General features: G+C 71.8%; 23 protein-coding genes. 7 read left to right on the top strand and 16 right to left on the bottom strand.

Annotation, left to right across the window (positions count from 1 at the left end):
- Positions 1 to 50 precede the first annotated feature (50 nt).
- Positions 51 to 1,154: a DNA polymerase III subunit beta gene (gene dnaN / locus ACF07V_RS23370; RefSeq protein WP_392156825.1), complete on the top strand. Its 1,104-nt coding sequence runs from the start codon at positions 51 to 53 to the stop codon at positions 1,152 to 1,154.
- 17 nt (positions 1,155 to 1,171) lie between these two features.
- On the opposite strand, the gene ACF07V_RS23365 is transcribed toward dnaN, so the two are convergent.
- The 7 genes from ACF07V_RS23365 to ureA form a co-directional block, all read right to left on the bottom strand.
- Positions 1,172 to 2,521, bottom strand: a complete 1,350-nt coding sequence (locus tag ACF07V_RS23365) for a hypothetical protein (RefSeq protein WP_392156823.1) — start codon at positions 2,519 to 2,521, stop codon at positions 1,172 to 1,174.
- A gap of 43 nt (positions 2,522 to 2,564) precedes the next feature.
- Positions 2,565 to 4,181 carry a citramalate synthase gene (gene cimA / locus ACF07V_RS23360; RefSeq protein WP_392156822.1) on the bottom strand — a complete coding sequence of 539 codons (1,617 nt, stop codon included), beginning with the start codon at positions 4,179 to 4,181 and terminating at the stop codon, positions 2,565 to 2,567.
- A 282-nt stretch (positions 4,182 to 4,463) separates the two neighbouring features.
- Positions 4,464 to 5,783 (bottom strand): MFS transporter, encoded by a 1,320-nt coding sequence (locus ACF07V_RS23355; protein WP_392156820.1) that lies wholly within the window; start codon positions 5,781 to 5,783, stop codon positions 4,464 to 4,466.
- Positions 5,784 to 5,858: 75 nt separating this feature from the next.
- A complete protein-coding gene (locus ACF07V_RS23350) occupies positions 5,859 to 6,470 on the bottom strand; it encodes a TetR/AcrR family transcriptional regulator (protein WP_392157059.1) in 612 nt (203 codons plus the stop codon).
- Between the two features lie 90 nt (positions 6,471 to 6,560).
- Positions 6,561 to 7,577 carry an agmatine/peptidylarginine deiminase gene (locus ACF07V_RS23345; RefSeq protein WP_392156818.1) on the bottom strand — a complete coding sequence of 339 codons (1,017 nt, stop codon included), beginning with the start codon at positions 7,575 to 7,577 and terminating at the stop codon, positions 6,561 to 6,563.
- A 10-nt stretch (positions 7,578 to 7,587) separates the two neighbouring features.
- Entirely contained in the window at positions 7,588 to 9,270 is a 1,683-nt protein-coding gene (locus ACF07V_RS23340) for an urease subunit alpha (RefSeq protein ID WP_392156817.1), read from the bottom strand.
- Positions 9,270 to 9,956: an urease subunit gamma gene (gene ureA / locus ACF07V_RS23335; protein WP_392156815.1), complete on the bottom strand. Its 687-nt coding sequence runs from the start codon at positions 9,954 to 9,956 to the stop codon at positions 9,270 to 9,272. Before ureA ends, ACF07V_RS23340 begins: the two co-directional genes overlap by 1 nt.
- Before the next feature lie 148 nt (positions 9,957 to 10,104).
- Here ureA and ACF07V_RS23330 point away from each other — a divergent pair, with 148 nt between their 5' ends.
- Positions 10,105 to 11,529, top strand: a complete 1,425-nt coding sequence (locus ACF07V_RS23330; RefSeq protein ID WP_392156813.1) for a cytosine permease — start codon at positions 10,105 to 10,107, stop codon at positions 11,527 to 11,529.
- A 19-nt stretch (positions 11,530 to 11,548) separates the two neighbouring features.
- On the opposite strand, the gene ACF07V_RS23325 is transcribed toward ACF07V_RS23330, so the two are convergent.
- The 4 genes from ACF07V_RS23325 to ACF07V_RS23310 form a co-directional block, all read right to left on the bottom strand.
- The gene (locus tag ACF07V_RS23325; protein ID WP_392156811.1) at positions 11,549 to 12,658 is read right to left on the bottom strand and encodes a branched-chain amino acid aminotransferase; all 1,110 of its coding nucleotides are present in this window, start codon (positions 12,656 to 12,658) and stop codon (positions 11,549 to 11,551) included.
- Between the two features lie 258 nt (positions 12,659 to 12,916).
- Complete coding sequence (locus ACF07V_RS23320) at positions 12,917 to 13,957, bottom strand: 3-isopropylmalate dehydrogenase (RefSeq protein WP_392156809.1); 1,041 nt, start codon at positions 13,955 to 13,957, stop codon at positions 12,917 to 12,919.
- A gap of 82 nt (positions 13,958 to 14,039) precedes the next feature.
- Positions 14,040 to 14,171: a hypothetical protein gene (locus ACF07V_RS23315; protein ID WP_256341282.1), complete on the bottom strand. Its 132-nt coding sequence runs from the start codon at positions 14,169 to 14,171 to the stop codon at positions 14,040 to 14,042.
- Positions 14,172 to 14,401: 230 nt separating this feature from the next.
- Complete coding sequence (locus tag ACF07V_RS23310) at positions 14,402 to 14,563, bottom strand: hypothetical protein (RefSeq protein WP_392156807.1); 162 nt, start codon at positions 14,561 to 14,563, stop codon at positions 14,402 to 14,404.
- 60 nt (positions 14,564 to 14,623) lie between these two features.
- Here ACF07V_RS23310 and ACF07V_RS23305 point away from each other — a divergent pair, with 60 nt between their 5' ends.
- Positions 14,624 to 14,965, top strand: a complete 342-nt coding sequence (locus ACF07V_RS23305; protein ID WP_392156806.1) for a PadR family transcriptional regulator — start codon at positions 14,624 to 14,626, stop codon at positions 14,963 to 14,965.
- On the top strand, positions 14,962 to 15,687 hold the full coding sequence (locus tag ACF07V_RS23300; protein ID WP_392156804.1) for a hypothetical protein: 726 nt from the start codon (positions 14,962 to 14,964) through the stop codon (positions 15,685 to 15,687). The genes ACF07V_RS23305 and ACF07V_RS23300 overlap by 4 nt, the downstream gene beginning before the upstream one ends.
- A 7-nt stretch (positions 15,688 to 15,694) precedes the next feature.
- Here ACF07V_RS23300 and ACF07V_RS23295 read toward each other — a convergent pair whose 3' ends face one another.
- Entirely contained in the window at positions 15,695 to 16,231 is a 537-nt protein-coding gene (locus ACF07V_RS23295; RefSeq protein WP_392156803.1) for a GNAT family N-acetyltransferase, read from the bottom strand.
- A 94-nt stretch (positions 16,232 to 16,325) separates the two neighbouring features.
- Between ACF07V_RS23295 and ACF07V_RS23290 the strand changes: the two genes are divergently transcribed.
- A complete protein-coding gene (locus tag ACF07V_RS23290; RefSeq protein ID WP_392156802.1) occupies positions 16,326 to 17,207 on the top strand; it encodes an alpha/beta fold hydrolase in 882 nt (293 codons plus the stop codon).
- Positions 17,208 to 17,281: 74 nt separating this feature from the next.
- On the opposite strand, the gene pruA is transcribed toward ACF07V_RS23290, so the two are convergent.
- Both pruA and ACF07V_RS23280 read right to left on the bottom strand, forming a co-directional pair.
- Positions 17,282 to 18,913: an L-glutamate gamma-semialdehyde dehydrogenase gene (gene pruA, locus ACF07V_RS23285; RefSeq protein WP_392156800.1), complete on the bottom strand. Its 1,632-nt coding sequence runs from the start codon at positions 18,911 to 18,913 to the stop codon at positions 17,282 to 17,284.
- Positions 18,914 to 18,944: 31 nt separating this feature from the next.
- A complete protein-coding gene (locus ACF07V_RS23280; protein ID WP_392156799.1) occupies positions 18,945 to 19,871 on the bottom strand; it encodes a proline dehydrogenase family protein in 927 nt (308 codons plus the stop codon).
- Between the two features lie 182 nt (positions 19,872 to 20,053).
- Here ACF07V_RS23280 and ACF07V_RS23275 point away from each other — a divergent pair, with 182 nt between their 5' ends.
- A complete protein-coding gene (locus ACF07V_RS23275; protein WP_392156798.1) occupies positions 20,054 to 21,166 on the top strand; it encodes a PucR family transcriptional regulator in 1,113 nt (370 codons plus the stop codon).
- A 124-nt stretch (positions 21,167 to 21,290) separates the two neighbouring features.
- Positions 21,291 to 22,283, top strand: coding sequence for an NAD(P)-dependent alcohol dehydrogenase (locus ACF07V_RS23270; protein ID WP_392156796.1), 993 nt, complete (start codon positions 21,291 to 21,293; stop codon positions 22,281 to 22,283).
- On the opposite strand, the gene ACF07V_RS23265 is transcribed toward ACF07V_RS23270, so the two are convergent.
- Both ACF07V_RS23265 and serA read right to left on the bottom strand, forming a co-directional pair.
- A complete protein-coding gene (locus tag ACF07V_RS23265; RefSeq protein WP_392156795.1) occupies positions 22,255 to 22,833 on the bottom strand; it encodes a TetR/AcrR family transcriptional regulator in 579 nt (192 codons plus the stop codon). The two genes, ACF07V_RS23270 and ACF07V_RS23265, sit on opposite strands and share 29 nt — an antisense overlap.
- Before the next feature lie 77 nt (positions 22,834 to 22,910).
- On the bottom strand, positions 22,911 to 24,500 hold the full coding sequence (serA, locus tag ACF07V_RS23260) for a phosphoglycerate dehydrogenase (protein ID WP_392156793.1): 1,590 nt from the start codon (positions 24,498 to 24,500) through the stop codon (positions 22,911 to 22,913).
- Positions 24,501 to 24,576: the final 76 nt, after the last annotated feature.

Here is a 24,576-nt window from a genome sequence, read left to right as displayed (position 1 = left end):
GAAATCGCTGGTCAACGCCGCTGTCAGTGGCGGCGGCTAGCGTCGTCGGCATGGAATTCCGCATCGACAGCGCCGTGTTGACCGACGCCGTGGCCTGGGCCGCGCGCGTCCTGCCGGCCCGCTCCCCCCTGCCCGTCCTCGGCGGTCTGCTCCTCGAGTCGGCGGACGGCGGACTGCGGGTCTCCGGCCTCGACCACGAGGCCTCGGCCCGCGTCGAGGTCGAGGCCGACATCGCCGTCGAGGGCCGGGCGCTGGTCCTCGGCCGGCGCCTGCTCGACATCTGCAAGGTGCTGCCCAAGGGCCACACCGTGCTCGCCGTGGAGGGCGCCCGCCTCTCGGTGACCTCGGGCGACGCCCGCTTCGGCCTCTCCCTGCTGCCGCTCGACGACTACCCGGCCGCGCCCGGGCTGCCCGAGGTGCGCGGGCTGGTGGACGGGGACGCCTTCGCCGTGGCGGTCGGCCAGGTCGCCGTCGCGGCGGGCCGTGACGACTCGCTGCCCGTCCTGACCGGGATACGGCTCGCCCTGGACGGCGCGACGATGACGCTGGCCGCCACCGACCGCTACCGGTACGCGGTCCGCACCCTGGAGTGGCAGCCGGAGGCCGGCGTGCCCGTGGAGGCCGCCGATGTGGTCGTCCCGGCCCGGCGCCTCACCGAGATCGCCCGCTCCGTCGCCGGCGCGGGCCCCGCCCGCCTCGCCCTCGACTCGGGGTCCCTCGGCTTCGAGAGCGCCGGCACCCGCACCACCACCCGGCTGCTCGACGGCCGGCTCCCCCGCCACGACAAGCTCTTCGCCCTCGGCGAGCACGCCCTCGCCGTCACCGAGCGGGCGCCGCTGACCGAGGCCGTCAAGCGGGTCGCGGTCGTCGCGGAGGGCGACAGCCCGGTCCAGCTGGCCTTCTCCCCCACCGGCCTCCACCTCCAGGCGGGCTACGAGGACGATGTGGCCTCCCAGCGGCTCCCCGCCACCCTGACGGGGTCGGAGTCCCTGACGGTCGCCTTCAACCCGGGCTACCTCCTCGACGCCCTGGGCTCCCTGGACGCCCCCGAGGTCCACTTCCACCTCCTGGGCCCGGGCCAGCGCGCCCTGCTCACCGACGGCCCGGAGGCCACCCACCGCCACCTGCTGATGTCGGTGAAGCCGCTGGTCTGACCTGCCCGGAGAGGCGGCTAGAACCCGCCGCCGTCGAAGCCGCCGCCCCCGCCGAAGTCCCCGCCGCCCCCGAAGTCGCCGCCGCCGAAGTCGCTCGAACCGAAGTCGCCGGAGCTGAAGTCGGCGCCGGAGAAGTCGCCGCCTCCGAAGTCCCCGCCGCCGTACTCGGTGGCGTACGCCGGGGTGGAGAGCATGGAGCCGAGCATGGTGCCCACGAGGAGGCCGGGGAGCATGCCGCCGCCGAAGTAGCCGCCGGCCCAGGGGCCGTAGGCGGGGCCTGCCTCCCAGTAGGGGCGGCGGCCGGTGTCGGTGTCGACGGTGCGGGCCACGGGGTCGAGGCCGTCATCGAGGCGGGCCGCGTCGGCGGCGCAGACCGGGACCTCGCGGGCGGTCCCGGCGGGCGGGGTCCAGGTGCGGTCCTCGGTGGAGGGGCCGTGCCGCGGGTCGAAGAAGCAGGGCGGCCGGCGCTCGGGGAGCGGGCGGGACTCGCGGCGGGCGGCCAGGACGGCGAGGGAGAAGCGGCCGTCCTCCAGGGCCTGGGTGACGCCGCGGACCTCGTGCGGCCGGGTGACCGCGCCCATCAGGGACTTGGCCCGGTCGTAGGAGTCGAGGGCGCGCTCGTAGTCGCCGCGCATGGCGTCGTCGGCGCCGCGCTCGGCGGGGTGGAAGTCGAGGCGTTCGAGTTCCTCGCCGAAGGCGGTGATGTCCTCGTCGACCACGACCCGGAGCCGGTCGAGCGCGGCGCGCTCCTCGGCCTCCTTGCGGAGCCGGTTGCGGCGGACGACGGCGTAGGCGCCCGCGCCGCCGGCGACGACGACCGCGCCGAGGGTCACGAGCCCGGCGACCGGGACCCCGGAGTCCGTGCCGACGTTGCCCCAGGACGCGGGGGCGGAGCCGCGCATCACGGGCAGGGCCTGGTCGACGAAGTTGTTGAGCTCGGTGGCGGCGTCGGCGCCGGGCTGGCGCACGGCGGTGACGAGGTTGTCCACCGCGTCCCGGGACAGCACCGAGCGGTCGGCGCGGGCGTCGAAGCCGTTGCCGAGGCGGATCGCGTAGAGGCCCGTGATCCCGGTCTCCGTGCGCAGGTTCTGGAAGAGGTTCTCCGGCGGGAACTGCCCGTTCGCGGGGAGCACGGCCACGAAGAGCGGCTTGTCCGCGTCCTTGATCTTCTGCGCGAGGGCCTTCGCGTCGGCCGTGGAGAGCTGGCCGGCGGCGCCCGGGTCGACGTAGACCGGGCCCTGTTTCAGGGCGGCGGCCGCGTCGGGTACGCCGGTGGCCCTGGCGCTCGCGAGGGGCGCCAGGACCAGCAGCAGGAGCAGGAGCAGCCCGCCGAGGGCCGACCCTCTGGATATCGCCCTGGTCCTCATGGTTCGACGCTACCCGAACCGGAGCGAACCAGACATAGCGGGACTATTCTGCGGGGTCGACCCCGGCGCGCAGCAGCCCGTACGTGAAGGCGTCCTCCAGGGCCTGCCAGGACGCGGCGATGACGTTCTCGCCGACGCCGACCGTGGACCACTCGCCGTTGCCGTCACTGGTGGTGATCAGGACCCGGGTCGTGGACTCGGTGCCGTGGCGGCCCTCCAGGATGCGGACCTTGTAGTCGACCAGCTCGAACTTGGCGAGCTGCGGGTAGATCCGCTCCAGGCCGACCCGGATCGCCTTGTCGAGGGCGTTGACCGGGCCGTTGCCCTCGGCGGTGGCGACGATCCGCTCGCCCTTGGCCCAGAGCTTGACCGTGGCCTCGTTGGCGTGGATGCCGTCGGGGCGGTCCTCGACGATGGCCCGCCAGGACTCCGTACGGAAGTAGCGGCGGGCCCGGCCCTCGGCCTCCTCGCGGAGCAGCAGCTCGAAGGAGGCGTCGGCGGCCTCGTACGTGTAGCCCTTGAGCTCGCGCTCCTTGACCCGCTCGACGACCCGGGCGACGAGCTCGCGGTCGCCGCCCAGGTCGACGCCGAGCTCCTTGCCCTTGAGCTCGATGGAGGCGCGGCCCGCCATGTCGGAGACGAGCATCCGCATGGTGTTGCCGACCAGCTCGGGGTCGATGTGCTGGTAGAGGTCGGGGTCCACCTTGATCGCGGAGGCGTGCAGTCCGGCCTTGTGGGCGAAGGCGGAGACGCCGACGTACGGCTGGTGGGTGGAGGGGGTGAGGTTGACGACCTCGGCGATGGCGTGCGAGATCCGGGTCATCTCGGCGAGCGCGCCCTCGGGGAGGACCCTCTTGCCGTACTTGAGCTCCAGGGCCGCGACGACGGGGAAGAGGTTGGCGTTGCCGACCCGCTCGCCGTAGCCGTTGGCGGTGCACTGGACGTGGGTGGCGCCCGCGTCGACGGCGGCGAGGGTGTTGGCGACGGCGCAGCCGGTGTCGTCCTGGGCGTGGATGCCGAGCCGGGCGCCGGTGTCGGCGATGACGGTGGCGACGACGGCCTGGATCTGCGCGGGGAGCATGCCGCCGTTGGTGTCGCAGAGGATGACGACGTCGGCGCCCGCCTCGTGCGCGGCGCGCACGACGGCCTTGGCGTAGTCGGGGTTCGCCTTGTAGCCGTCGAAGAAGTGCTCGCAGTCGACGAAGACCCGGCGGCCCTGGGAGACCAGGTGGGAGACGGTGTCGCGGACCATCTCCAGGTTCTCGTCGAGGGTGGTGCGCAGGGCGAGCTCGACGTGCCGGTCGTGCGATTTGGCGACCAGGGTGATCACCGGTGCGCCGGAGTCGAGGAGCGCCTTGACCTGCGGGTCCTCGGCGGCGTTGCCGCCGGCCCTGCGGGTGGCGCCGAAGGCGACGAGCTGCGCGTTCTTGAACGCGATCTCCTGCCGGGCGCGGGCGAAGAACTCCGTGTCGCGCGGGTTGGCGCCGGGCCAGCCGCCCTCGATGAAGCCGACGCCGAACTCGTCGAGGTGCCGGGCGATGGTCAGCTTGTCCGCGACGGTGAGGTTGATGCCTTCACGCTGCGCCCCGTCGCGCAGCGTCGTGTCGAAGACATGGAAGCTGTCGTCGAGGCGCGAGCCCTCGGCGTTCTCCGTGGTCATGGCTGTGATGGCTCCTGTCGGATGTGGCTCCGGAAGGTATGGATCCACTTGCCCCCATTCTCACGCGTCGTCCGCTTCCGGCGTGGGTGGGGCCGGAAAACGAAAAAACCCCTCGCGGGTGCGAGAGGTCTGCGCGCGGGTCTGGGGCACGGTGTCCACTGCCGCGGGGGTCTTGCCGCGATTCAGTGGCCACTGCGGACCGGCGCGCTGCTGCCGATAATCATCGTGGTAGCAAGCACGCCGGAAGTCTGACACAGGTACGGGACCGACGGGACGACGGTCTCACGATACGGGCAGCTGATCTCGCTTCCGTCCCGGGAGAGCGGCGCCGACGCGGCCCAGGTCGATGTCGCGGGTCTCCCGCATCGCGAGGTAGACGATCAGGGAGACGGCCGCGCAGCCCGCCACGTACCAGGAGAAGCCCGCCTCGATGCCGGCGTTCTTGAACCAGAGCGCCACGTATTCGGCGGTGCCGCCGAAGAGGGCGTTGGCGATCGCGTACGGCAGGGCGACGCCGAGGGCGCGGATGCCGGTCGGGAAGAGCTCGGCCTTCACGCAGGCGTTGATCGAGGTGTAGCCCGTGACGACGACCAGCGCGAGGAGCGAGAGACCGAGGGCCGGCCAGAAGGAGCCGGCGCGCTTGAGCATCGACAGGATCGGGACGGTGAGGAGGGTGGAGCCCACCGCGAAGGTGATGAGGAGCGGGCGGCGCCCGATCCGGTCGGAGAGCCGGCCGGCGAGCGGCTGCAGACAGGCGAAGACGATCAGGGCGCAGAAGGAGACCAGCGTGGCGGTCTGCTTGGGCAGTCCGGCGGAGTTGGACAGGTACTTGGTGAGGTAGGTGGTGTACGTGTAGTACGCCACGGTCCCGCCCATGGTGAGCGCGACGACGAGGAAGGCCTCCCGCTTGTGCGCCCACAGGGCCCTGAGGGTGCCCTGCTGCCCCTGGGCGACTCCGGAGTCTGCGGTCTCCTCGTACACCTCCGTCTCCAGCATGTTCCGGCGCAGATAGAAGACGACGGCCGCGCCGAGGGCGCCGACGACGAAGGGGATGCGCCAGCCCCACCCGTGCAGGGCCTCGGCGGAGAGGGTGTGCTGGAGGATCAGCAGCAGGCCGAGGCCGAGGATCTGGCCGGCGGTCATCGACACGTACTGGAAGCTGGAGGCGAAGCCGCGGTGCTCGGGCGCGGAGGCCTCGGTGAGGTAGGTGGCGCTGGCCGCGTACTCGCCTCCGACCGAGAGGCCCTGGAGGAGGCGGGCGACGAGGAGGACGGCGGCGCCGCCGTATCCGGCGACGGAGTAGGTGGGCGCGATCGCGATCAGGACGGCGGAGGCGGACATCAGCGTCACGGTGAGGGTGAGCGCGGCCTTGCGGCCCTTGCGGTCGCCGACCCGGCCGAGGAGCCAGCCGCCGACGGGGCGCATGAAGAAGCCGACGGCGAAGATGCCGGCGGTGTTCATGAGCTTGGCGGTGTCGTTGCCCTCGGGGAAGAAGGCCCCCGCGAAGTAGGTGGCGAAGCTCGCGTACACGAACCAGTCGAACCACTCGACCATGTTGCCCGCCGAGCCGACCCAGATCTTCTTCCAGTGCTCTCGTCCCATGGGCAGGAACCGTGCCGGAGATCACGCGGGGCCAACAAGGCTGTAGCGGGCAACGATCGGGTGTACTTACGTGCGTTACGGTCGCGACAGCAGGCTCTGCTCGATGAACTCCCTTACGTGCGCGAGGACTTGCTCTCTCCCCGTGCCCGGGATGCCGACGGCGACGTGCACGCTGAAGCCGTCGAGGAGGGCCCGCATCCGGGTGGCGAAGCGGTCCGGGTCGACGGCCCGGAACTCCCCGCGCGAGACGCCCTCGGCGAGGATCGCGACCAGGTCCCGGTGCCAGGCCCCCTCGATGGCGGCCTGCCGGGCGCGGGCGTCGTCGTCGGCGTTCTGCGACCGGTTCCAGACCTCCAGCCAGAGGGTCCAGTGCGGGTCCCTGGGCCCGACCGGCACATACACCTCGACGTACCCGTCGAGCCGGTCGCGCACCGACCCCGGCCGGGACAGCAGGGCGCTGCGCTCGGCCCCGAGCCGCCCCTCGCTCCACTCCAGGGTCTGCAGCAGCAGCTCGTCCTTGGTGCGGAAGTAGTAGAGCAGGTGCCCACTGCTCATCCCGACCTCACGCCCGAGCCCGGCCATGGTCAGCCCGTCGAGCCCGCGCTCGGCGATGGTGTCCATGGCCGCGGCGAGCACGTCCTCCCGGGGAGGGGCGGCCTGGTTGCGCCGGCGGGGGTGCGGGGGGATGGGGTTGCTGCTCTGACTCACTCGTACGTTCTACATGATGCGGCCGTCGGGCCCACGCCCGAAGGCGTGCGGCCACGACCGGCCGGTATCTCAGACCTTCGGCTGCTGCTGGGTGATGCAGTGGATGCCGCCGCCGCCCGCGAAGATCGTGCGGGCGTCGACCAGGACGACCTCGCGCTCCGGGAAGAGGCGGCGGAAGATCTCCGCGGCGAGCTCGTCGTGCGGGTCGTCGAAGGCGCAGAGGACGACGCCGCCGTTGCACAGGTAGTGGTTGATGTACGAGTAGTCGACCCAGTCGCCCTCCTCGTCCTTGAGGACCGTCGGGGCCGGGACCTCGATGACCTCAAGGGCGCGGCCCTGGGCATCGGTCTGGCCGCGCAGGATGTTCACGTACATCCTGGACCGCTCGTAGTCCGGGTGGGCCGGGTCCTGCTGGCTGTGGACGAGGACCGTGCCGGGGCGGGCGAAGGCGGCGACGATGTCGACGTGGCCCTGGGTGCCGTAGAGGCCGTAGTCGCCGGCGAGGCCGTGCGGGAGCCAGATCGCCTTCGTCGTGCCGAGCTTGGCGTGGATCTCCTCCTCGACCTGCTCGCGGGTCCACTCGGGGTTGCGGCCGGAGCCGAGCTGGACGGTGTCGGTGAGGAGCACCGTGCCCTCGCCGTCGACGTGGATCGCGCCGCCCTCGTTCACGAGGGGGGAGGAGAGCACGGGGACTCCCGCCACGTCCGCGACATGGCGGGCGATCTTGGAGTCGTGCTCCCAGCGGGCCCAGTCCTGGGCGCCCCAGCCGTTGAACACCCAGTCCACGGCGGCGAGTTCGGTGCCGTCGGTGACGAAGGTCGGGCCGATGTCCCGCATCCAGGCGTCGTCGAGCTCGCGCTCGACCAGCTCGATCTCCGGGCCGAGGAGGGCACGGGCCGAGTCGGCGTCGCCGGGGGCGACGACCACCGTCACCGGCTCGAAGCGGCGGACGGCGCGGGCCACGGACGCCCAGGCCTCGCGGGCCTCGGCGAGCTCCTCCTCGTTGGTGAAGGTGGGGTTGGTGCTGGGCCAGGCCATCCAGGTGCGCTCGTGCGGCATCCACTCGGCGGGCATGCGGAAGGTCATGAGTCAGGTCCTAGAGGAAGTAGAGGCGGTTGAGGGAGACGGACTCGGCCGCCTCGGAGCGGATCGGGGAGCCGTCGAGCGAGACGAGGCCCGTCCGGCCGTCGACCTGCACGTCGCCGACGCGGGAGTTGAAGGCCAGGTCGGCGGGGCCGATGCCGCGGGTGCCGCGCACGGCCACCCGGCGGCGGCGGGTCGGCATCACGTCGGAGCCGAGGTCGACGGCGGCCTGGGCGACGAAGGCGACGGAGATGTCGGCCGGGGTCGCTCCGTGGGCGCCGAACAGCGGTCCGAGGACGAGCGGTTCACAGGTGTCGGTGGCGGCGTTCGGATCGCCCACGACCCCCCACGCGGGGAAGCCGTTCTTGATGACCATCTGCGGCTTGGCGCCGAAGAACTGCGGGCGCCAGAGCACGATGTCGGCCATCTTCCCGACCTCGATCGAGCCGATCTCGTGGGCGAGGCCGTGGGCGATCGCCGGGTTGATGGTGAGCTTGGCGATGTAGCGGAGGACGCGCGCGTTGTCGTCGTGTGCGCCGTCCCCCTCCATCGGGCCCAGCTCGGCCTTCATCTTCCCGGCCATGGCGAAGGTCCGGCGTACGGTCTCGCCGGCCCTTCCCATCCCCTGCGCGTCGGAGGAGGTGATCCCGATCGCGCCGAGGTCGTGCAGGACGTCCTCCGCACCCATGGTCCCGGCCCGGATCCGGTCGCGCGCCATGGCGGCGTCGCCCGGGAGGTCGGTCTTCAGGTCGTGGACGGAGACGATCATCCCGTAGTGCTCGGCGACCGCGTCGCGGCCGAAGGGCAGGGTGGGGTTGGTGGAGGAGCCGATGACGTTCGGCACGCCCGCCATCTTCAGGACGTTGGGGACGTGTCCGCCGCCGCAGCCCTCGATGTGGAAGGCGTGGATCGTACGGCCTTCCAGGACGCGGAGGGTGTCCTCCACGGAGAGGCACTCGTTGAGGCCGTCCGAGTGCAGCGCGACCTGGACGTCGTGCTCCTCGGCGACCCGCAGGGCGGTGTCGAGGGCCCGGGTGTGGGCGCCCATGTCCTCGTGGACCTTGAAGCCCGAGGCACCGCCCTCGGCGAGCGCCTCGACGAGCGGCGCCGGGTCCGAGGAGGAGCCGCGGGCCAGGAAGCCGATGTTGACCGGCCAGGCGTCGAAGGCGCTGAAGGCGTGCTTGAGGGCCCAGGGCGAGTTGACGCCGACGCCCCAGACGGGGCCGAACTCCTGGCCGATGATCGTGGTGACGCCGCTCGCGAGCGAGGCCTCCATGATCCGCGGGGACAGGAGGTGGACGTGGGTGTCGACGGCTCCGGCGGTGGCGATGAGGCCCTCCCCGGAGACGATCGAGGTGCCGGTGCCGACGACGACGTCGACGCCGTCGAGGGTGTCGGGGTTGCCGGCCCGCCCGATCGCGTGGATCCGGCCCTCGCGGATGCCGATGGACACCTTGCGGATGCCCTGCACGGCGTCGATGACCAGGACGTTGCTGATCACGACGTCGCAGGTCTCGCGGACGGCCGCGGCCTTGAGGTGGAGGCCGTCGCGGGCGGTCTTGCCGAAGCCGGCGAGGAACTCGTCACCGGGCTTCTGGGAGTCCGACTCGACACGGACGACGAGTCCGGAGTCGCCCAGGACGACCCGGTCGCCGGCGCGCGGGCCGTGCACGGACGCGTACTCGTAGGGGTCCATCAGTCGTCCTCGATTCCCAGGTAGCCGCACGCCCGCGCCCTGCGCAGGGCCTCTTCCCGCGCGCCGGGCGCGTCCAGCGGGCCGTCGACCAGGCCCGCGAAGCCGATGGCGACGCGGGCGCCGCCGATCGGCACGAGCCCGACCTCGGCCTCGCCGCCCGGGTCGAAGCGGAAGGAGGCTCCGGCCGGGATGGCGAGCCGCATGCCGTAGGCGGCGGCCCGGTCGAAGTCGAGGCGCGGGTTGACCTCGAAGAAGTGGAAGTGGGAGGTGACGCTCACCGGGACCGTCGCCGTGTTCCGGACGTGTACGACGAGCGCCGGTTCGGCCTCCTCGTACGCGGGACCGGGCAGCAGCGCGCCCGGCGCCTCGGCGCCCAGGCCGCCGCCACCGATCGGGGCGGAGACGACCGCGAGCCGCGAGCCGTCGTCGAAGACGGCCTCGACGTGGACCTCGGTGACGACGTCGGCGACGCCGGGCAGGACGTCGTCGGGGCCGAGGACGGAGCGGGCCGCCTCGATGGCCTCGGCGAGTCGCTTGCCGTCGCGGGCCGCCTCGCAGACGGTGTCCGCGATGAGGGCCGTCGCCTCGGGCACGTTGAGCCGCAGGCCACGGGCCCTGCGGGCGCGGGCGAGCTCGGCGGCGCCGAAGAGCAGCAGCCGATCGCGTTCCGTGGGGGTCAGTCGCACGCCCCAAACACCTCCTGCATTTCCGACACGTTTGAGCGACACTCTAAATGTTGAGACGCAAGCTTCCAAGCATTGACGTCGCCGACAGGCGTAGGTCACATTGAGCGCCGCTCTAAATTTGTCCCGTCCGCCCCCGCAGGGAGTCCTCATGCCGATAGAACAGCGCGGAGTCGACACCATCCCCGAGGCCGAACGCACCAGCGGCCCCCGCGACCTCATCTCGATCCTGCTCGGATCCAACCTCTGTCTGGGGGTGATCGTCTTCGGCTGGCTGCCGGTCTCCTTCGGACTCGGCTTCTGGGCCTCGGTGACCTCCGTCGTCACCGGCACCCTCGTCGGCGTCGCGGTCACCGCCCCGCTCGCGCTCGTGTCCCTCCGTACCGCGACCAACCTCTCCACCTCCTCCGGCGCCTTCTTCGGCGTCCGCGGCCGGCTCGTCGGCTCCGTGGTCGGGCTGCTGCTCTCGCTCGGCTACACCGCGCTGACCCTCTGGATCGGCGGCGACGTGATGGTGGGCACACTCGCCCGCCTGATCGGCCTGCCGACCGGCGGCGCGGCCCACGCCGCCGTCTACGCGGTCCTGGCCGCCTGCACCGTGGTGGGCGCGGTGTACGGCTACCGGCTGCTGCTCCGGCTCAGCAAGGCGCTCGCGATCGGCATGACGGTGCTCCTCGCCGTCGGCCTGGCCGCCTACGCCGGGGACTTCACGACGGCCGCGGTGCCGGACACCCCGTACCTGCTCGGCTCCTTCTGGCCGACCTGGCTGCTCTCCGCCGTCGCGGCGGGCCTCAGCGGACCGGTCGCCTTCATCACCCTGCTCGGCGACTACACCCGGTACGTCTCCCCCGAGCGGCACAGCACGAAGACCGTGTTCCGGGCGACCTGCCTGGGGCTGACGGTGGGTCTGCTCGTGCCGCAGCTCTTCGGCACGTTCACCGCCCTGGCGGCGCGCGGCGGCCTGGACTACGCGGGCCCGCTCGTCGAGGCGTCCCCGGTCTGGTACCTCGTACCGCTGTTCGTCGCCGCCACCGCCGGCTCCGTCGGCAACGCCGGTCTGATGCTGTACTCGATGGGGCTCGACCTCGACGCGATCCTGCCCAAGGCCACGCGCGCGCGTGCCACCCTCGTGGTCGCGGCGGTGGCGACGGCCTTCGTCTTCCTCGGCCACTTCGCCTCGGACGCCCAGACGGCGATGACCTCGTTCGTGCTGCTGCTCACCGCGATCGGCACGCCGTGGGCGGTGATCACCCTGATCGGGCACGCGCGCTGCGGCGGGACGTACGACCCGGAGGCGCTCCAGGTCTTCAACAACCGCTCGCGCGGCGGGATCTACTGGTTCTCGGCGGGCTGGCACCCGCGCGCCACCGTCTCCTGGGCGATCGGCGCGGCCGTCGGCCTGGCCGCGGTGTCGACGCCGCTCTACGAGGGGCCGCTGCTCGCCCTGACGGGCGGGATCGACTGCAGCTTCGTGTTCTCGGGGATCGTGGGCGGCGCGCTGTACGCCGTCCTGACGCCGAACAGGGCCCCCGAGACCGTGGCGACGGTCCCGGAAGCCCTGGCGGCGACGGAGTAACTCCCAGCGGGAGCGGCTCCTACTTGCCGAGCTCGTGCATCCAGCCGTGGACGTCCTCGGACTTCCCGGTCTGGATGGCGAGCAGCGCCTCGCGCAGCTTCATCGTGACCTCGCCGGGCTCGCCGCCCGACTGCTGCCACTCGCCCCGGGCGGACTTGACCGTGCCGACCGGGGTGATGACGGCGGCGGTGCCGCAGGCGAAGACCTCGGTGAGGGTGCCGTTCTCGGTGTCGGCCTGCCACTGGTCGATGGAGACGCGACCCTCCTCGGGCTCGTAGCCGAGGTCCTCGGCGAGCCGGAGGAGCGAGTCGCGGGTGATGCCCTCCAGGATGGAGCCGGTGAGGGTCGGGGTGACGATCTTCGGCTTCTCGTTGGACGCAGCGCCGTACACGAAGTACAGGTTCATGCCGCCGAGTTCCTCGACCCACTTGTGCTCGACCGCGTCGAGGTAGCAGACCTGGTCGCAGCCCTTGGCCGCCGCCTCGGCCTGCGCGAGCAGGGAGGCCGCGTAGTTGCCGCCGGTCTTCGCGTCGCCCATGCCGCCGGGGACGGCGCGGACGCGGTCCTCCGAGGCCCAGATGGAGACGGGCTTCACACCGCCGGGGAAGTACGGGCCGGCCGGCGAGGCGATGACGACGAAGAGGTACTCGTTGGCCGGGCGGACGCCCAGGCCCACCTCGGTCGCGATCATGAACGGACGCAGGTAGAGCGAGGACTCGCCGCCGTGCGCCGGAACCCAGGCCTCGTCGTGCCGGACGAGGACGTCACAGGCCTCGACGAAGGTCTCGACCGGCAGCTCGGGCATGCCGAGACGGTGCGCGGAGCGCTGGAAACGGCGGGCGTTGGCGTCGGGACGGAAGGTGGCGACCGAGCCGTCGGGGCGGCGGTAGGCCTTCAGGCCCTCGAAGATCTCCTGCGCGTAGTGCAGGACGTTCGTGGCGGGGTCCAGGGAGAGCGGACCGTACGGCACGAGCTGGGCGTCGTGCCAGCCGCGGCCCTCGGTCCACCGGATGGTGACCATGTGGTCGGTGAAGTGGCGGCCGAATCCCGGGTTGGCCAGGATCGCCTCGCGCTCCGCGGCGGACAGCGGGCTGGAGGAGGGCTTGAGCTCGATCGTGGGCGTCGTCATGAGTGCGTGTCCTTCACCGGTTGTGATGGGGAGGACCGCGCGCGCACGTCACCGCCGGGGACGTGTGTCCCTGACGAGGCGGCGTCCGGGCATGCCCGTATGCCGCGGCCCCACGTTCGATTATCGCCCGTGGGAACCGCTGCGGAAAACGGGTGAGCGCGGTCCGGAGTTCGGGGGAGCCCCCGGCGGCCGCGCAGAGGACAGCCGCCGGGCGCTGAATGCGACCCGGCGGCTGCTGCTGATGTCAGTCGGCGCGGGTCAGCTCGCTACTCGCGCGGCGAGCGCGTCGCCGATCTCGTCCGTGGTGCGGACGCTGTCGCCGCGCTCGGTGAGGTCGGCGGCGACGGCCTCCTCGACCCGGGCGGCCTCGGCCTCGTAGCCGAGGTGGCGGAGCAGGAGGGCGACGGAGAGGACGGTGGCCGTGGGGTCGGCCTTGCCCTGGCCCGCGATGTCCGGCGCGGAGCCGTGGACCGGCTCGAACATGGACGGGAACGCGCCGCTCGGGTTGATGTTGCCGGAGGCGGCGACGCCGATGCCGCCGGAGACGGCAGCGGCGAGGTCGGTGATGATGTCGCCGAAGAGGTTGTCGGTGACGATCACGTCGAAGCGGGCCGGGTCGGTGACGAGGAAGATCGTCGCGGCGTCGACGTGCAGGTAGTCGGTCGTGACCTCGGGGAACTCGGCCGCGACCTTGTTGAAGATGTTCGTCCAGAGGTGGCCGGCGAAGGTCAGCACGTTGTTCTTGTGGACCAGCGTCAGCTTCTTGCGCGGACGGGCCTGGGCGCGGGCGAAGGCGTCCCGGACCACGCGCTCGACACCGAAGGCGGTGTTGACCGAGACCTCGGTGGCGACCTCGTGCTCGGTGCCCTTGCGGATGGTGCCGCCGTTGCCCGTGTACGGGCCCTCGGTGCCCTCGCGGACCACGACGAAGTCGATCTCGGGCTGCCCGGCGAGCGGGGTGGCGACGCCGGGGAGCAGCTTCGAGGGACGCAGGTTCACGTGGTGGTCGAAGGCGAAGCGGAGCTTCAGCAGGAAGCCGCGCTCCAGGACGCCGGACGGCACCGACGGGTCGCCGATGGCGCCGAGCAGGATGGCGTCGTGCTTCTTGAGGGAGTCGAGGTCGGCGTCGGTGAGGGTCTCGCCGGTGGCGTGGTACCGCTTGGCGCCGAAGTCGTACTCCTCGGTCTCCAGCTTCACGTCCTGGGGAAGGACGGCCGAGAGGATCTTGAGGCCCTGGGCCACGACCTCCTGGCCGATGCCGTCGCCGGGAATGACTGCGAGATTGATGCTGTGAGACATGTCGGCACCCTACTCTTCGTCCCATCGTCTGACACGTCTCGTCCACCATGTGGACGAAGCGCCATGTCGGACGAGCGGGGTATCAGTGGCCGGTGGAGCCGCCGTTGTCACGGCGGTCGAGGGCGCGCTGGAGGGCGGCGGCGGCGTTCTGGCGGGCCTCGTCGCTGGGACGGTTGGCGGAGTGGCGGACGCGGCGGGCGGTCTGAGCGGCCATGGGGGATCGACTCCTTGAGATCAGTGGTGATCCGGATGTGCGGAGATCAGTGGTGATCGAAGGCGCCGGAAGGGGCGGGGAGCGCCGCCGCAGGGGTTGCCTGCACAGGGCGTCGCGCTCTCGACCGCCATTCGCTTGATGAAGCGAGACGTTCGGCTTCTACAAAGCTAGGGCAGGCCTCCTCATCTGTCTCCACAATTACTCGGACTTCCTACTATCTGAGACAGCACTCAACTCTCCGTGGCCCGCAGCTCGCGGATGAGCGACCTCACGGCGAGGGATTTCACCAGCTCAGGGGTGGTGACGCAGCCCACCGACCGGGTGGGGCGGTCCGGACCGGGACGGGCGATCTCCATCGAGGGCGGTGCTCCGATCAGGGACAGTTCCGGCATCACGACCACCCCATCACTATCTAGATTGCATTCCTACCTAGCTGGTGATCCAATGGCCCCATGGCCGCAGACCGCAGATCCAGCTGGCTCAAGGGAGTCCTCGACCTGCTCGTCCTCTCCCGCCTGACCGACGGCGAGAGTTACGGGTACGAGATCGCCAAGGCGCTCGCCGAGGCGGGACTCGGCGAGATCAAGGGCGGGACGCTCTATCCCGTACTGAACCGCCTGGAGGAGGCCGGCCTCGTGGAGGCGGAGTTCCGCGCCGCCGAGCGCGGCCCCGGCCGGCGCTACTACCGGCTCACGCCCCTCGGGCGGGAGCGGCTCACCGCCGAGAGCGGGGCGTGGCTGGCCTTCCACCGCACCGTACGGACCATGCTCAGCCCAGGGGGAACGACACGATGACCACCGACGCCTACTTCGCCGAGCTCTCCGGCTCGCTGCGCGCCGCACAGGTGCCGGACGAGCAGATCGCCGCGACCGTCGAGGACCTGCGGGCCCACCTCGCGGAGACGGGCACGGCCCCGGAGGAGGAGTTCGGCCCCGCCGCCGCGTTCGCCGCGCAGCTCGGCGGCCTCGCACCCGCGCCCGGCGAACCGGACGAGCGCGCGGAGAACTGGACCTGGACCGCCGACCTCTTCAACGACCGCCGGATGCTGGCCGTCCACGGCGGCCAGGGCTGGGAGGTGGAGTCGCTCGACGCGGTCGGCCGGTTCGTCTGCCGCCGGTCGCCCGGGTCGGCGCTGCGCTGGGAGTACCGCCGCGAGGTGATCGCCGGGCGCCGGCGGAGCCGCGTACTCGACGAACTCACGCCGGAGGGCTGGGAGCTGTGCGGGGAGTGGCTGGTGTACGGCTACTTCAAGCGGCCGTGCGCGGCGACCGCGGGCCCGGCCGGCACCGTGGGGAACCCGCCGGCCACCCCGCAGCGGTGGCTGTTCCTGAGCCGTCGGGGCAAGGCGGTGCTCGCCGCCTGGTGCGTCCTGGTGGGAGGCGCGCTGGCGGCCTCCTTCGTCGGGGTGCTCGGCACCGGGGGGCTCGCGATCAGCATCGCCGTCGTCTCCGTGTTCTCGGCCGTCTACACCTCTCACCTGGAGACGGCCGCGGGCCGCGCCCGGAACCGGGGCTGACGCGCCCTCACATCACGTCGCCGTCCCGCCAGTCGAAGACCAGCGGGGCGGCGGGGTCCGGCAGGGCCGGGCCGCCGGCGGGGCGCAGGAAGACGGAGCCCTCCTCCTCGGCGAGGCGGACGGTCCCCTCGGGCCCGAGCGCGTCGAGCCGCCCTTCCCAGATCCGCCAGCCGCGCGCCCGGTAGAGCGCGGCCCCCGCGTCGGAGGCGCTGAGCGCCCCGAAGGCGTACGTCCCGTCGATGACCCGTTCCAGCTCGGCCATCACTGCGCCGCCGAGCCCCTGTCGCCTGCGATCGCCCCGGACGGCGAGCCCTTCGACGTATCCGACGCGGTACGAGCGCCCCCGGTGGAGCACCCGGCGCTGCACGACGGCACCGTGGGCGGCGAGCCCCCGCCCGTCCTCGATCCAGGCGTGGACGCCGCCGAGGGTGTGGTCCCAGTCGTCGTCGGAGAAGTCGCCCTCGAAGGCGGTGTCGAGCAGCTCGCGTACGGAGCGGAGCCGGGCGGCACCGAGGTCATGGGTGGGAGCGGTCCTCACAATCATTTCCCCACCCTAACCCCTCACACCCCATTGACAGGTTACCCCTGCCCTGCTTGAGTTCACCTATAACCAGTGAGCGACACTTAAGGGGTTAGAGATGTCCGTGCTGCCGACCCACCACCGCACCGTCACCGTCCGGGGCCACGAGATCGCCTACCGCGAGGCCGGCCCGGCCGACGCCCCCGTCCTGCTCCTGCTGCACGGCTTCCCCACCAGCTCGCACATGTTCCGCGACCTGATCCCCCTGCTCGCCGGCTCGTACCGGCTGATCGCCCCCGACCACCTGGGCTTCGGCCGCAGCGCCGCACCCTCCGCCACCGACTTCGACTACACCTTCGCCGAACTGGCCGCGCTCACCGTCGAGTTCACCGAGGCCCTCGGACTGGACCGGTTCGCGCTCTACATCCAGGACTACGGCGCCCCCATCGGCCTGCGCCTCGCCCTCGCCCACCCCGAGCGGATCACCGCGATCGTCACCCAGAACGGAAACGCCTACGAGGAGGGCCTCGGCGCCGAGGCCTGGGCCCCCGTCCTCGCCCTCATCGAGGAGCGCACCCCCGAGACCGAGGAGCCGGTCCGCGCCATCCGCTCCCTCGACGGCATCAAGTGGCAGTACGAGACGGGCGTCCCCGCCGAGTACCGCGAGCTCCTCAGCCCGGACGCCTGGCACCACGACGCCGCCCTGATGGCCCGCGAGGGCCAGGACGACATCCAGCTGGGTCTGATCGCCGACTACGGCTCCAACTTCGCCCTCTACCCGGCCTTCCAGGAGTACTTCCGCACCTCCCGCGTCCCCCTCCTCGCCGTCTGGGGCGCGGGCGACCAGGTCTTCGTACCGGCGGGCGCCGAGGCCTTCCGCCGCGACCTCCCGGACGCCGAGATCCACCTCCTGCCCACCGGCCACTTCGCCCTGGAGACCCACGCGCCGGCGATCGCCGGGCTGATCGGCGACTTCCTCAAGCGTCACGTGGGGGAATGAGAACCGCCCCCGTCCTCAATTGGGGGTAGAGGAGGGGGGCGGTGATCAGGGGCCGCTCACGCGGCGGGCGGGCGTCAGCCCATGTGCGGGTAGCCGTACTCGGTCGGCGGGACCAGCGTCTCCTTGATGGCGCGGGTCAGCGTCCAGCGCATCAGGTTCTGCGGGGCACCGGCCTTGTCGTTGGTGCCGGAGGCGCGGCCGCCGCCGAAGGGCTGCTGGCCGACGACGGCGCCGGTCGACTTGTCGTTGATGTAGAAGTTGCCCGCGGCGAAGCGGAGCTTCTCCATCGTGTACGCGGCGGCCGCACGGTCGCCGGAGATGACCGAGCCGGTGAGGGCGTAGTCCGAGACCGACTCCATCTGGGTCAGCATCTCGTCGTACTTGTCGTCCTCGTAGACGTGGATCGCGAGGATCGGGCCGAAGTACTCGGCCTTGAAGACCTCGTTCTCCGGGTCGTCGCAGACGATGACGGTCGGACGGACGAAGTAGCCCACCGAGTCGTCGTAGGTGCCGCCGGCGATGATCGTGCAGCTCGGGTCGGCCGCGGCACGGTCGATCGCCGCCTTGTTCTTGGCGAACGACCGCTCGTCGATGACGGCGCCGATGAAGTTCGACAGGTCGGTGACGTCACCCATGGTGATGCCGTCGATCTCGGCCGCGAACTCCTCCTTGAAGCCGTCGTTCCAGATGGACGCCGGGATGTACGCGCGGGAGGACGCGGAGCACTTCTGGCCCTGGAACTCGAAGGAGCCGCGGTTCAGCGCGGTCTTCAGGACGGCGCGGTCGGCGCTGGGGTGGGCGACGACGAAGTCCTTGCCGCCGGTCTCGCCGACGATCCGCGGGTACGAGCGGTACTTCTCGATGTTGTTGCCGACCGTCTTCCACAGGTGCTGGAAGGTCTTGGTCGAGCCGGTGAAGTGGATGCCGGCCAGGTCGCGGTGGTTCAGGGCCACCTCGGAGACGGCGATGCCGTCGCCGGTGACCAGGTTGATGACGCCCTTCGGCAGGCCGGCCTCCTCCAGGAGCTCCATGAGGAGCACGGCGGAGTGGGTCTGCGTCGGGGACGGCTTCCAGACCACCACGTTGCCCATGAGGGCGGGGGCGGTGGGCAGGTTGCCCGCGATGGCGGTGAAGTTGAAGGGGGTGATCGCGTAGACGAAGCCCTCCAGCGGACGGTGGTCCAGACGGTTCCACACACCCGGGGAGTTCGCCGGCGGCTGCTCGGCGAGGATCTGGCGGGCGTACGCCACGTTGAAGCGCCAGAAGTCGACGAGCTCGCACGGGGTGTCGATCTCGGCCTGCTGGGCGGTCTTCGACTGGCCGAGCATGGTCGACGCGGCCAGCGTCTCGCGCCAGGGGCCGGCGAGCAGCTCGGCGGCGCGCAGGATGATCGCGGCGCGGTCGTCGAAGGACATCGCGCGCCAGGCCGGGGCTGCGGCCAGGGCGGCGTCGATGGCGTCCTGGGCGTCCTGCTCGGTGGCGCCGCGGAAGGTGCCGATGACGGCCTTGTGGTTGTGCGGCTGGACGACCTTGAACTCCTCGCCGCCGCCGAGGCGCTTCACGCCGCCGATGGTCATCGGCAGCTCGCGCGGGTTCTCGGCCAGCTCCTTGAGCTTGACCTCGAGGCGGGCACGCTCGGGCGAACCGGGGGCGTAGCTGTGCACCGGCTCGTTGACCGGAGCGGGGACCTGGGTGACAGCGTCCATGAGGCTCGTGACTCCTTGTGAGAGGTGGGGCTCAGCCCTTGGTGAGGATGGAGCGGACGAAGAAGAGGAGGTTGGCCGGCTTCTCCGCGAGGCGGCGCATGAAGTAGCCGTACCAGTCGGTGCCGTACGCGGTGTAGACGCGCATGCGGTGGCCCTCGGCGGCGAGACGGTTCTGCTCCTCGGAGCGGATGCCGTACAGCATCTGGAACTCGTACTCGTCCAGCTTGCGGCCGGCGCGGCGGGCCAGCTCCTGGCCGATGGAGATCAGGCGCGGGTCGTGCGAGCCGATCATCGGGTAGCCCTCGCCGTCCATCAGGATCTTCATGATCCGGACGTACGCCTTGTCGATCTCGGGCTTGTCCTGGATGGCGACCTCGGCGGGCTCCTTGTAGGCGCCCTTCACGATGCGCACGCGGGAGCCGTTCGCGGCCAGGCGGCGGGCGTCGTCCTCCGTGCGGAAGAGGTACGCCTGGATGACGCAGCCGGTCTGCGGGAAGTCCTTCCGCAGCTCCTCGTGGATGGCGAACATCGAGTCGAGGGTGGTGTGGTCCTCGGCGTCCAGGGTGACGGTGGTGCCGATCTCGGCGGCGGCCGCGACGACCGGGCGGACGTTCGCGAGGGCCAGCTCGTGGCCGTTCTCCAGGGACTGGCCGAACATCGACAGCTTCACGGACATCTCGGCGCGGGCGCCGAGGCCCAGCTCCTCGAGACGGCCGATGAGCTCCAGGTAGGCGTCCCGGGCGGCGTACGACTGCTCGACGGTGGTGATGTCCTCGCCGACGACGTCGAGGGTGACCTCCAGGCCGCGGCCGCTCAGCTCGGAGACGATCGGGACGACGTCGTCGACCGTCTCGCCGGCGATGAAGCGGGCGACGACCTGCTTGGTCCCGGGGGCGGCCGAAACGAGACGGCGCATCTTGTCGCTGCGCGACGCGGCGAGGATCACGGGACCCAGCACGGGGCACCTCCAAAAGGCAAAGGTAGGACGGGGCCATAACCGGATCAAGGGAACGAACCGGGAACAGCACGGAGAACCACCGTGAAACCTATGGATCGCTCCGATCCTGCGCCATCTACAGCTGTCACGCATCCGTGCGCGGCGTCTCATACACATGTCTGAGGGGGTGCGAGAATGGGTCCGTGAAGGGCGATTACCAGGACCTGGTCGACGAGATCTCGGCGCTGCTCGGCGAACCGGCGACGCTGGAGAACCGCGATTTCGGGCTGATCGCCTTCGGCGCGCACGACAGCGACGACGACTCCGTGATGGACCCGGTCAGGACCCGCTCGATCCTCACCCGCAGGTCCACCCCGGCGGTCCGCGCCTGGTTCGAGGGCTTCGGCATCACCCGGGCGACCGGCCCGGTCCGCATCCCGGCCGCCCCGGACGCGGGCGTCTTCCGGGACCGCATCTGTCTGCCGGTACGCCATCGGGGTGTCGTCCTCGGATACGTATGGCTCCTGGACGCCGAGCCCGGCCCCTCGGACGAGCGGCTCGCCGCGGCGATGGAGGTCGCCGGCCGGATCGGGGAACTCCTCGCCGACGAGGAGCGGGCGGGCGCCGACATCTCGCGCGAGTTCGCGGCGGTCCTCACCGCCGGGCGCGGCTGGCAGAGCGACATGGCCGTCGCGGCGCTGCGGGCCGCCCTCGGCCCCAGCGCGGACGGCCTGCACGCCGTCGTGTGCGTGACCCCCTGGCAGGGCGAGGCCCCCTCGGTCCGGGCCGTGCCCGGCGCGGCGGCGGTCGCCACGCTGCCGGAGGGCGACGCGCTCGCCGCGCTCGTACGGCTCCGCACGGCCGAGGACCTCTCCCCCGCCCACAAGGCGGCCGACCGGTTGCGAGGCACGACGCCCGCCGGGATCGCCAACGCGCGCCGGGGCCTCACGGAGCTCCCGGCGGCCTGGCGCGAGGCGAACACGGCAGCCCGCGCGGCGACGGCGCAGCCGACGCTCGGCCCGGTCGCGGAGTGGGCCGGGATCGGCCCGTACCGCCTGCTCGCGGCGCTGTACCACCCCGAGGTCGACCCGGTCGTGGCCCCGCTCCTCGCCCCCGCCCACGCCGAACTGGCGCGCACCGCAGAGGTGTTCCTCGACAGCGCGGGTCAGGCGGGCCGGGCGGCGGCGGCCCTGGGCATCCACCGGCAGACCCTCTACTACCGGCTCTCCCGGGTGGAGGCGCTCACGGGCCTCGACCTGGACGACGGCGAGGACCGGCTGCTGCTCCACATGTCGCTGAAGTCCGCCCGTCTGTGAGCCCCCGCGTCGGGGAAAGGTCGGGGATCGGTCGGGGATCGCTCCGGGTCGTCCCCGATGGTCCCGGCCGGCCGGGCGCCCTACTGTCGTTCCCGAGGGACCGGGGACGGACTGAGGGGGCGTCATGAGGGCCTGGGTGCAGGAGCGGTACGGATCGGCGGACGTGCTGGAGTTCACGGAGGTCGCGCGGCCGGTGCCGGGCGAGCGCGAGGTGCTCGTCCGGGTGCACGCCGCCGCGGTGAACGCGGCGGACTGGCACCTGATGCGCGGCGATCCGTACGTGGCACGGTTCGCCCTGGGGCTGAGAAGACCGAAGGAGCGGATCCGGGGCCGGGACTTCGCGGGCGTGGTCGAGGCCGTGGGCGGCGGGGTGACCGAACTGCGCCCCGGCGACGAGGTCTTCGGGGAGGCCCCCGGGTCCTTCGCGGAGTACGTGTGCGCCCCGGTCGCGGCGACGGAGCTCAAGCCGGCCGGGCTGGGCTTCGCGGAGGCGGCGGCGATACCGCTGGCGGGAAACACCGCCCTGATCGGGGTGCGGGACCTGGGCAGGGCGCGGCCGGGCGCGAAGGTCCTCGTCAACGGTGCCTCGGGAGGCGTCGGCACCTTCGCCGTGCAGCTCGCGAAGGCGCTCGGCGCCGAGGTGACGGGGGTGTGCGGCAGCCGGAACGGGCAGCTGGTCCTGGGGCTCGGCGCGGACCGGGTCGTCGACTACACCCGGGAGGACTTCACCGCCTCCCAGGACCGCTACGACCTCGTGTTCGACCTGGTGGGCAACCGCTCGCTCGGCGAGCTCCGCCGGATCCTCTCCCCCACCGGCGCGCTCGTCCTGTCCGGCGGGGGCGTCTTCGAGGGCGGCAGCGTCTTCGGGCCGATGGGGCTGCTCATCAAGGGCCGGCTGGTCGCCACGTTCGCCGACCGGCGGCTGCACGTCCCGACGGCCGAGCCGCGGCGGGAGAACCTTGCGGCACTGCGGGAGTTCGCCGAGAGCGGCGGGATCGCCCCGGTGATCGGGCGCACCTACCCGCTGGCCGAGGCGGACCGCGCCCTGCGGTACGTCGAGGAGGGGCACGCCCGCGCGAAGGTGGTCCTCAGCTGCCTTCCTCCATCAGGACCTTGAGCCCGGCGGTGAGGTCCTCGGCGCTCGGCGCGGTCTCCGGGTCGACCATCCACTGGATCATCACGCCGGTCGCCAGGGCCTGGCAGAGCAGTCCGGCGACGCGGGCCTTCTCGGGGTCCCGCTCCGGGTCGATGCCGAGGAAGCCCTCGGCCATGCCGAGGCGGCCCTCGCGCTGGGGTTCCTTGATGGCCTCGCGGAGCTTCTCGTCGTCGTCGATGCGGGTGACCACCTCGGTCTGGAGCTTCCAGACCGGCCGGCTCGCACCGGCCGCGGCGATCACCTGCTCCCAGACGGCGTGGAAGCGCTCGTACGGGTCGGCCGGGAGCGCCTCGGCGCCCTCCGCGCCCGCGGCCCCGGCCTGCTCCCCCCACTCCTCGGTGAGGGCGAGGAAGGCCTGCTGGAGCAGGGCGTCCTTGGAGCCGTAGTGGTAGCCGATGGAGGCGAGGTTGGTGCCCGAGGCGGCGACGATGTCGCGCGCGGTGGTGCGCCCGTACCCCTTCTCCAGGAGGCAGCGCTTGGCGCCTTCGAGGAGGTCTTCCTTGTGTCCCATGACAGCACTGTACCCGGTCGGTAGACGCTTGTGTAAGACGAGCGTCTATCGACCGGGTACGGGGTGCGACCCAAGCGTCAGATCAGGTTGACCGAGCGGGCCGAGGTCGCGCCGATCTCCTCCGCGATCTCCGCGAGCACGGCGGCCGGGACGGTGTCGTCCACGGTGAGGACGACGAGCGCCTCGCCACCCTCCTCGGCACGCGCCACCTGCATGCCGGCGATGTTCAGACCGGCCTCGCCGAGGATCCGGCCGACGGTGCCGACGACACCCGGACGGTCCTCGTAACGCAGCACGACCATGTGGTCGGCGAGCGCCACGTCCACGTCGTAGTCGCCGACCGCGACGATCTTCTGGAGGTGCTTGGGGCCGGCGAGCGTGCCGGAGACCGCGACCTCCTCGCCGTTCGAGAGGGTGCCGCGCACGGTGACCACGTTGCGGTGGTCGGGCGACTCGGAGCTCGTCGTCAGACGGACCTCGACACCGCGCTCCTGCGCGAACAGCGGGGCGTTGACGTACGACACGGTCTCGTCGACCACGTCCTCGAACACGCCCTTGAGCGCGGAGAGTTCGAGCACCTTCACGTCGTGCTGGGTGATCTCGCCGTACACCTCGACGTCGAGGCGGGCCGCGACCTCGCCCGCGAGGGCGGTGAAGATCCGGCCGAGCTTCTCGGCGAGCGGCAGACCCGGCTTCACGTCCTCGGCGATGACGCCGCCCTGGACGTTGACCGCGTCCGGGACCAGCTCGCCCGCGAGCGCCAGGCGCACCGACTTGGCGACCGCGATACCGGCCTTCTCCTGGGCCTCGTCCGTGGAGGCGCCGAGGTGCGGGGTGCAGACGACCTGGTCGAGCTCGAAGAGCGGGGAGTCCGTGCAGGGCTCCTTGGCGTACACGTCGAGGCCCGCTCCGGCGACCCGGCCCTCCTTGAGCGCCGAGTACAGCGCCGCCTCGTCCACGATCCCGCCGCGCGCGGCGTTGACGATGCGGACCGAGGGCTTGACCTTGTGCAGGGCCTCGTCGCCGATGAGACCGATGGTCTCCGGGGTCTTCGGCAGGTGGACGGTGATGAAGTCGGCGACCTCGAGGAGCTCGTCCAGGGCGAGGAGCTTCACGCCCATCTGGGCGGCGCGGGCCGGCTGCACGTAGGGGTCGTACGCGACGATCTTCATACCGAACGCGGACATGCGCTGGGCGACCAGGACGCCGATGCGGCCGAGGCCGACGACGCCGAGGGTCTTCTCGCTCAGCTCGACGCCCGTGTACTTCGAGCGCTTCCACTCGCCGTTCTTCAGCGCGGTGTTGGCCTGCGGGATGTTGCGCGCGGTGGCGACGAGCAGACCGCAGGCGAGCTCGGCCGCGGTGACGATGTTCGAGGTCGGGGCGTTGACGACCATCACGCCGGCCTTGGTGGCGGCGGAGACGTCGACGTTGTCCAGGCCGACACCGGCGCGGGCGACGACCCGCAGCTTCCCGGCGGCGGCGATGGCCTCGGCGTCGACCTTGGTCGCGGAGCGGACCAGGATCGCGTCCACATCGGCGATGGCGGGGATCAGCTCGGCGCGGTCGGCGCCGTTGCAGTGCCGGATCTCGAAGTCCGGGCCCAGCGCGTCGACGGTGGCGGGCGACAGCTCTTCAGCGATGAGTACGACAGGTTTCGAGCTCACGTGAGTCCTCACAGGTCCAGTGCGGACGGCCGTCCCGACGGCCGCAGGCGGTGGAGGGGGCTTGCCGCGTGAAAGC

Origin of the sequence: Streptomyces sp. NPDC015661 (assembly GCF_043077765.1) — a bacterium.
In the GTDB taxonomy this organism is placed as follows: domain Bacteria; phylum Actinomycetota; class Actinomycetes; order Streptomycetales; family Streptomycetaceae; genus Streptomyces.
Note: the sequence above shows the minus strand (reverse complement) of the source record. Positions and strands in the feature narration are given on the sequence as shown.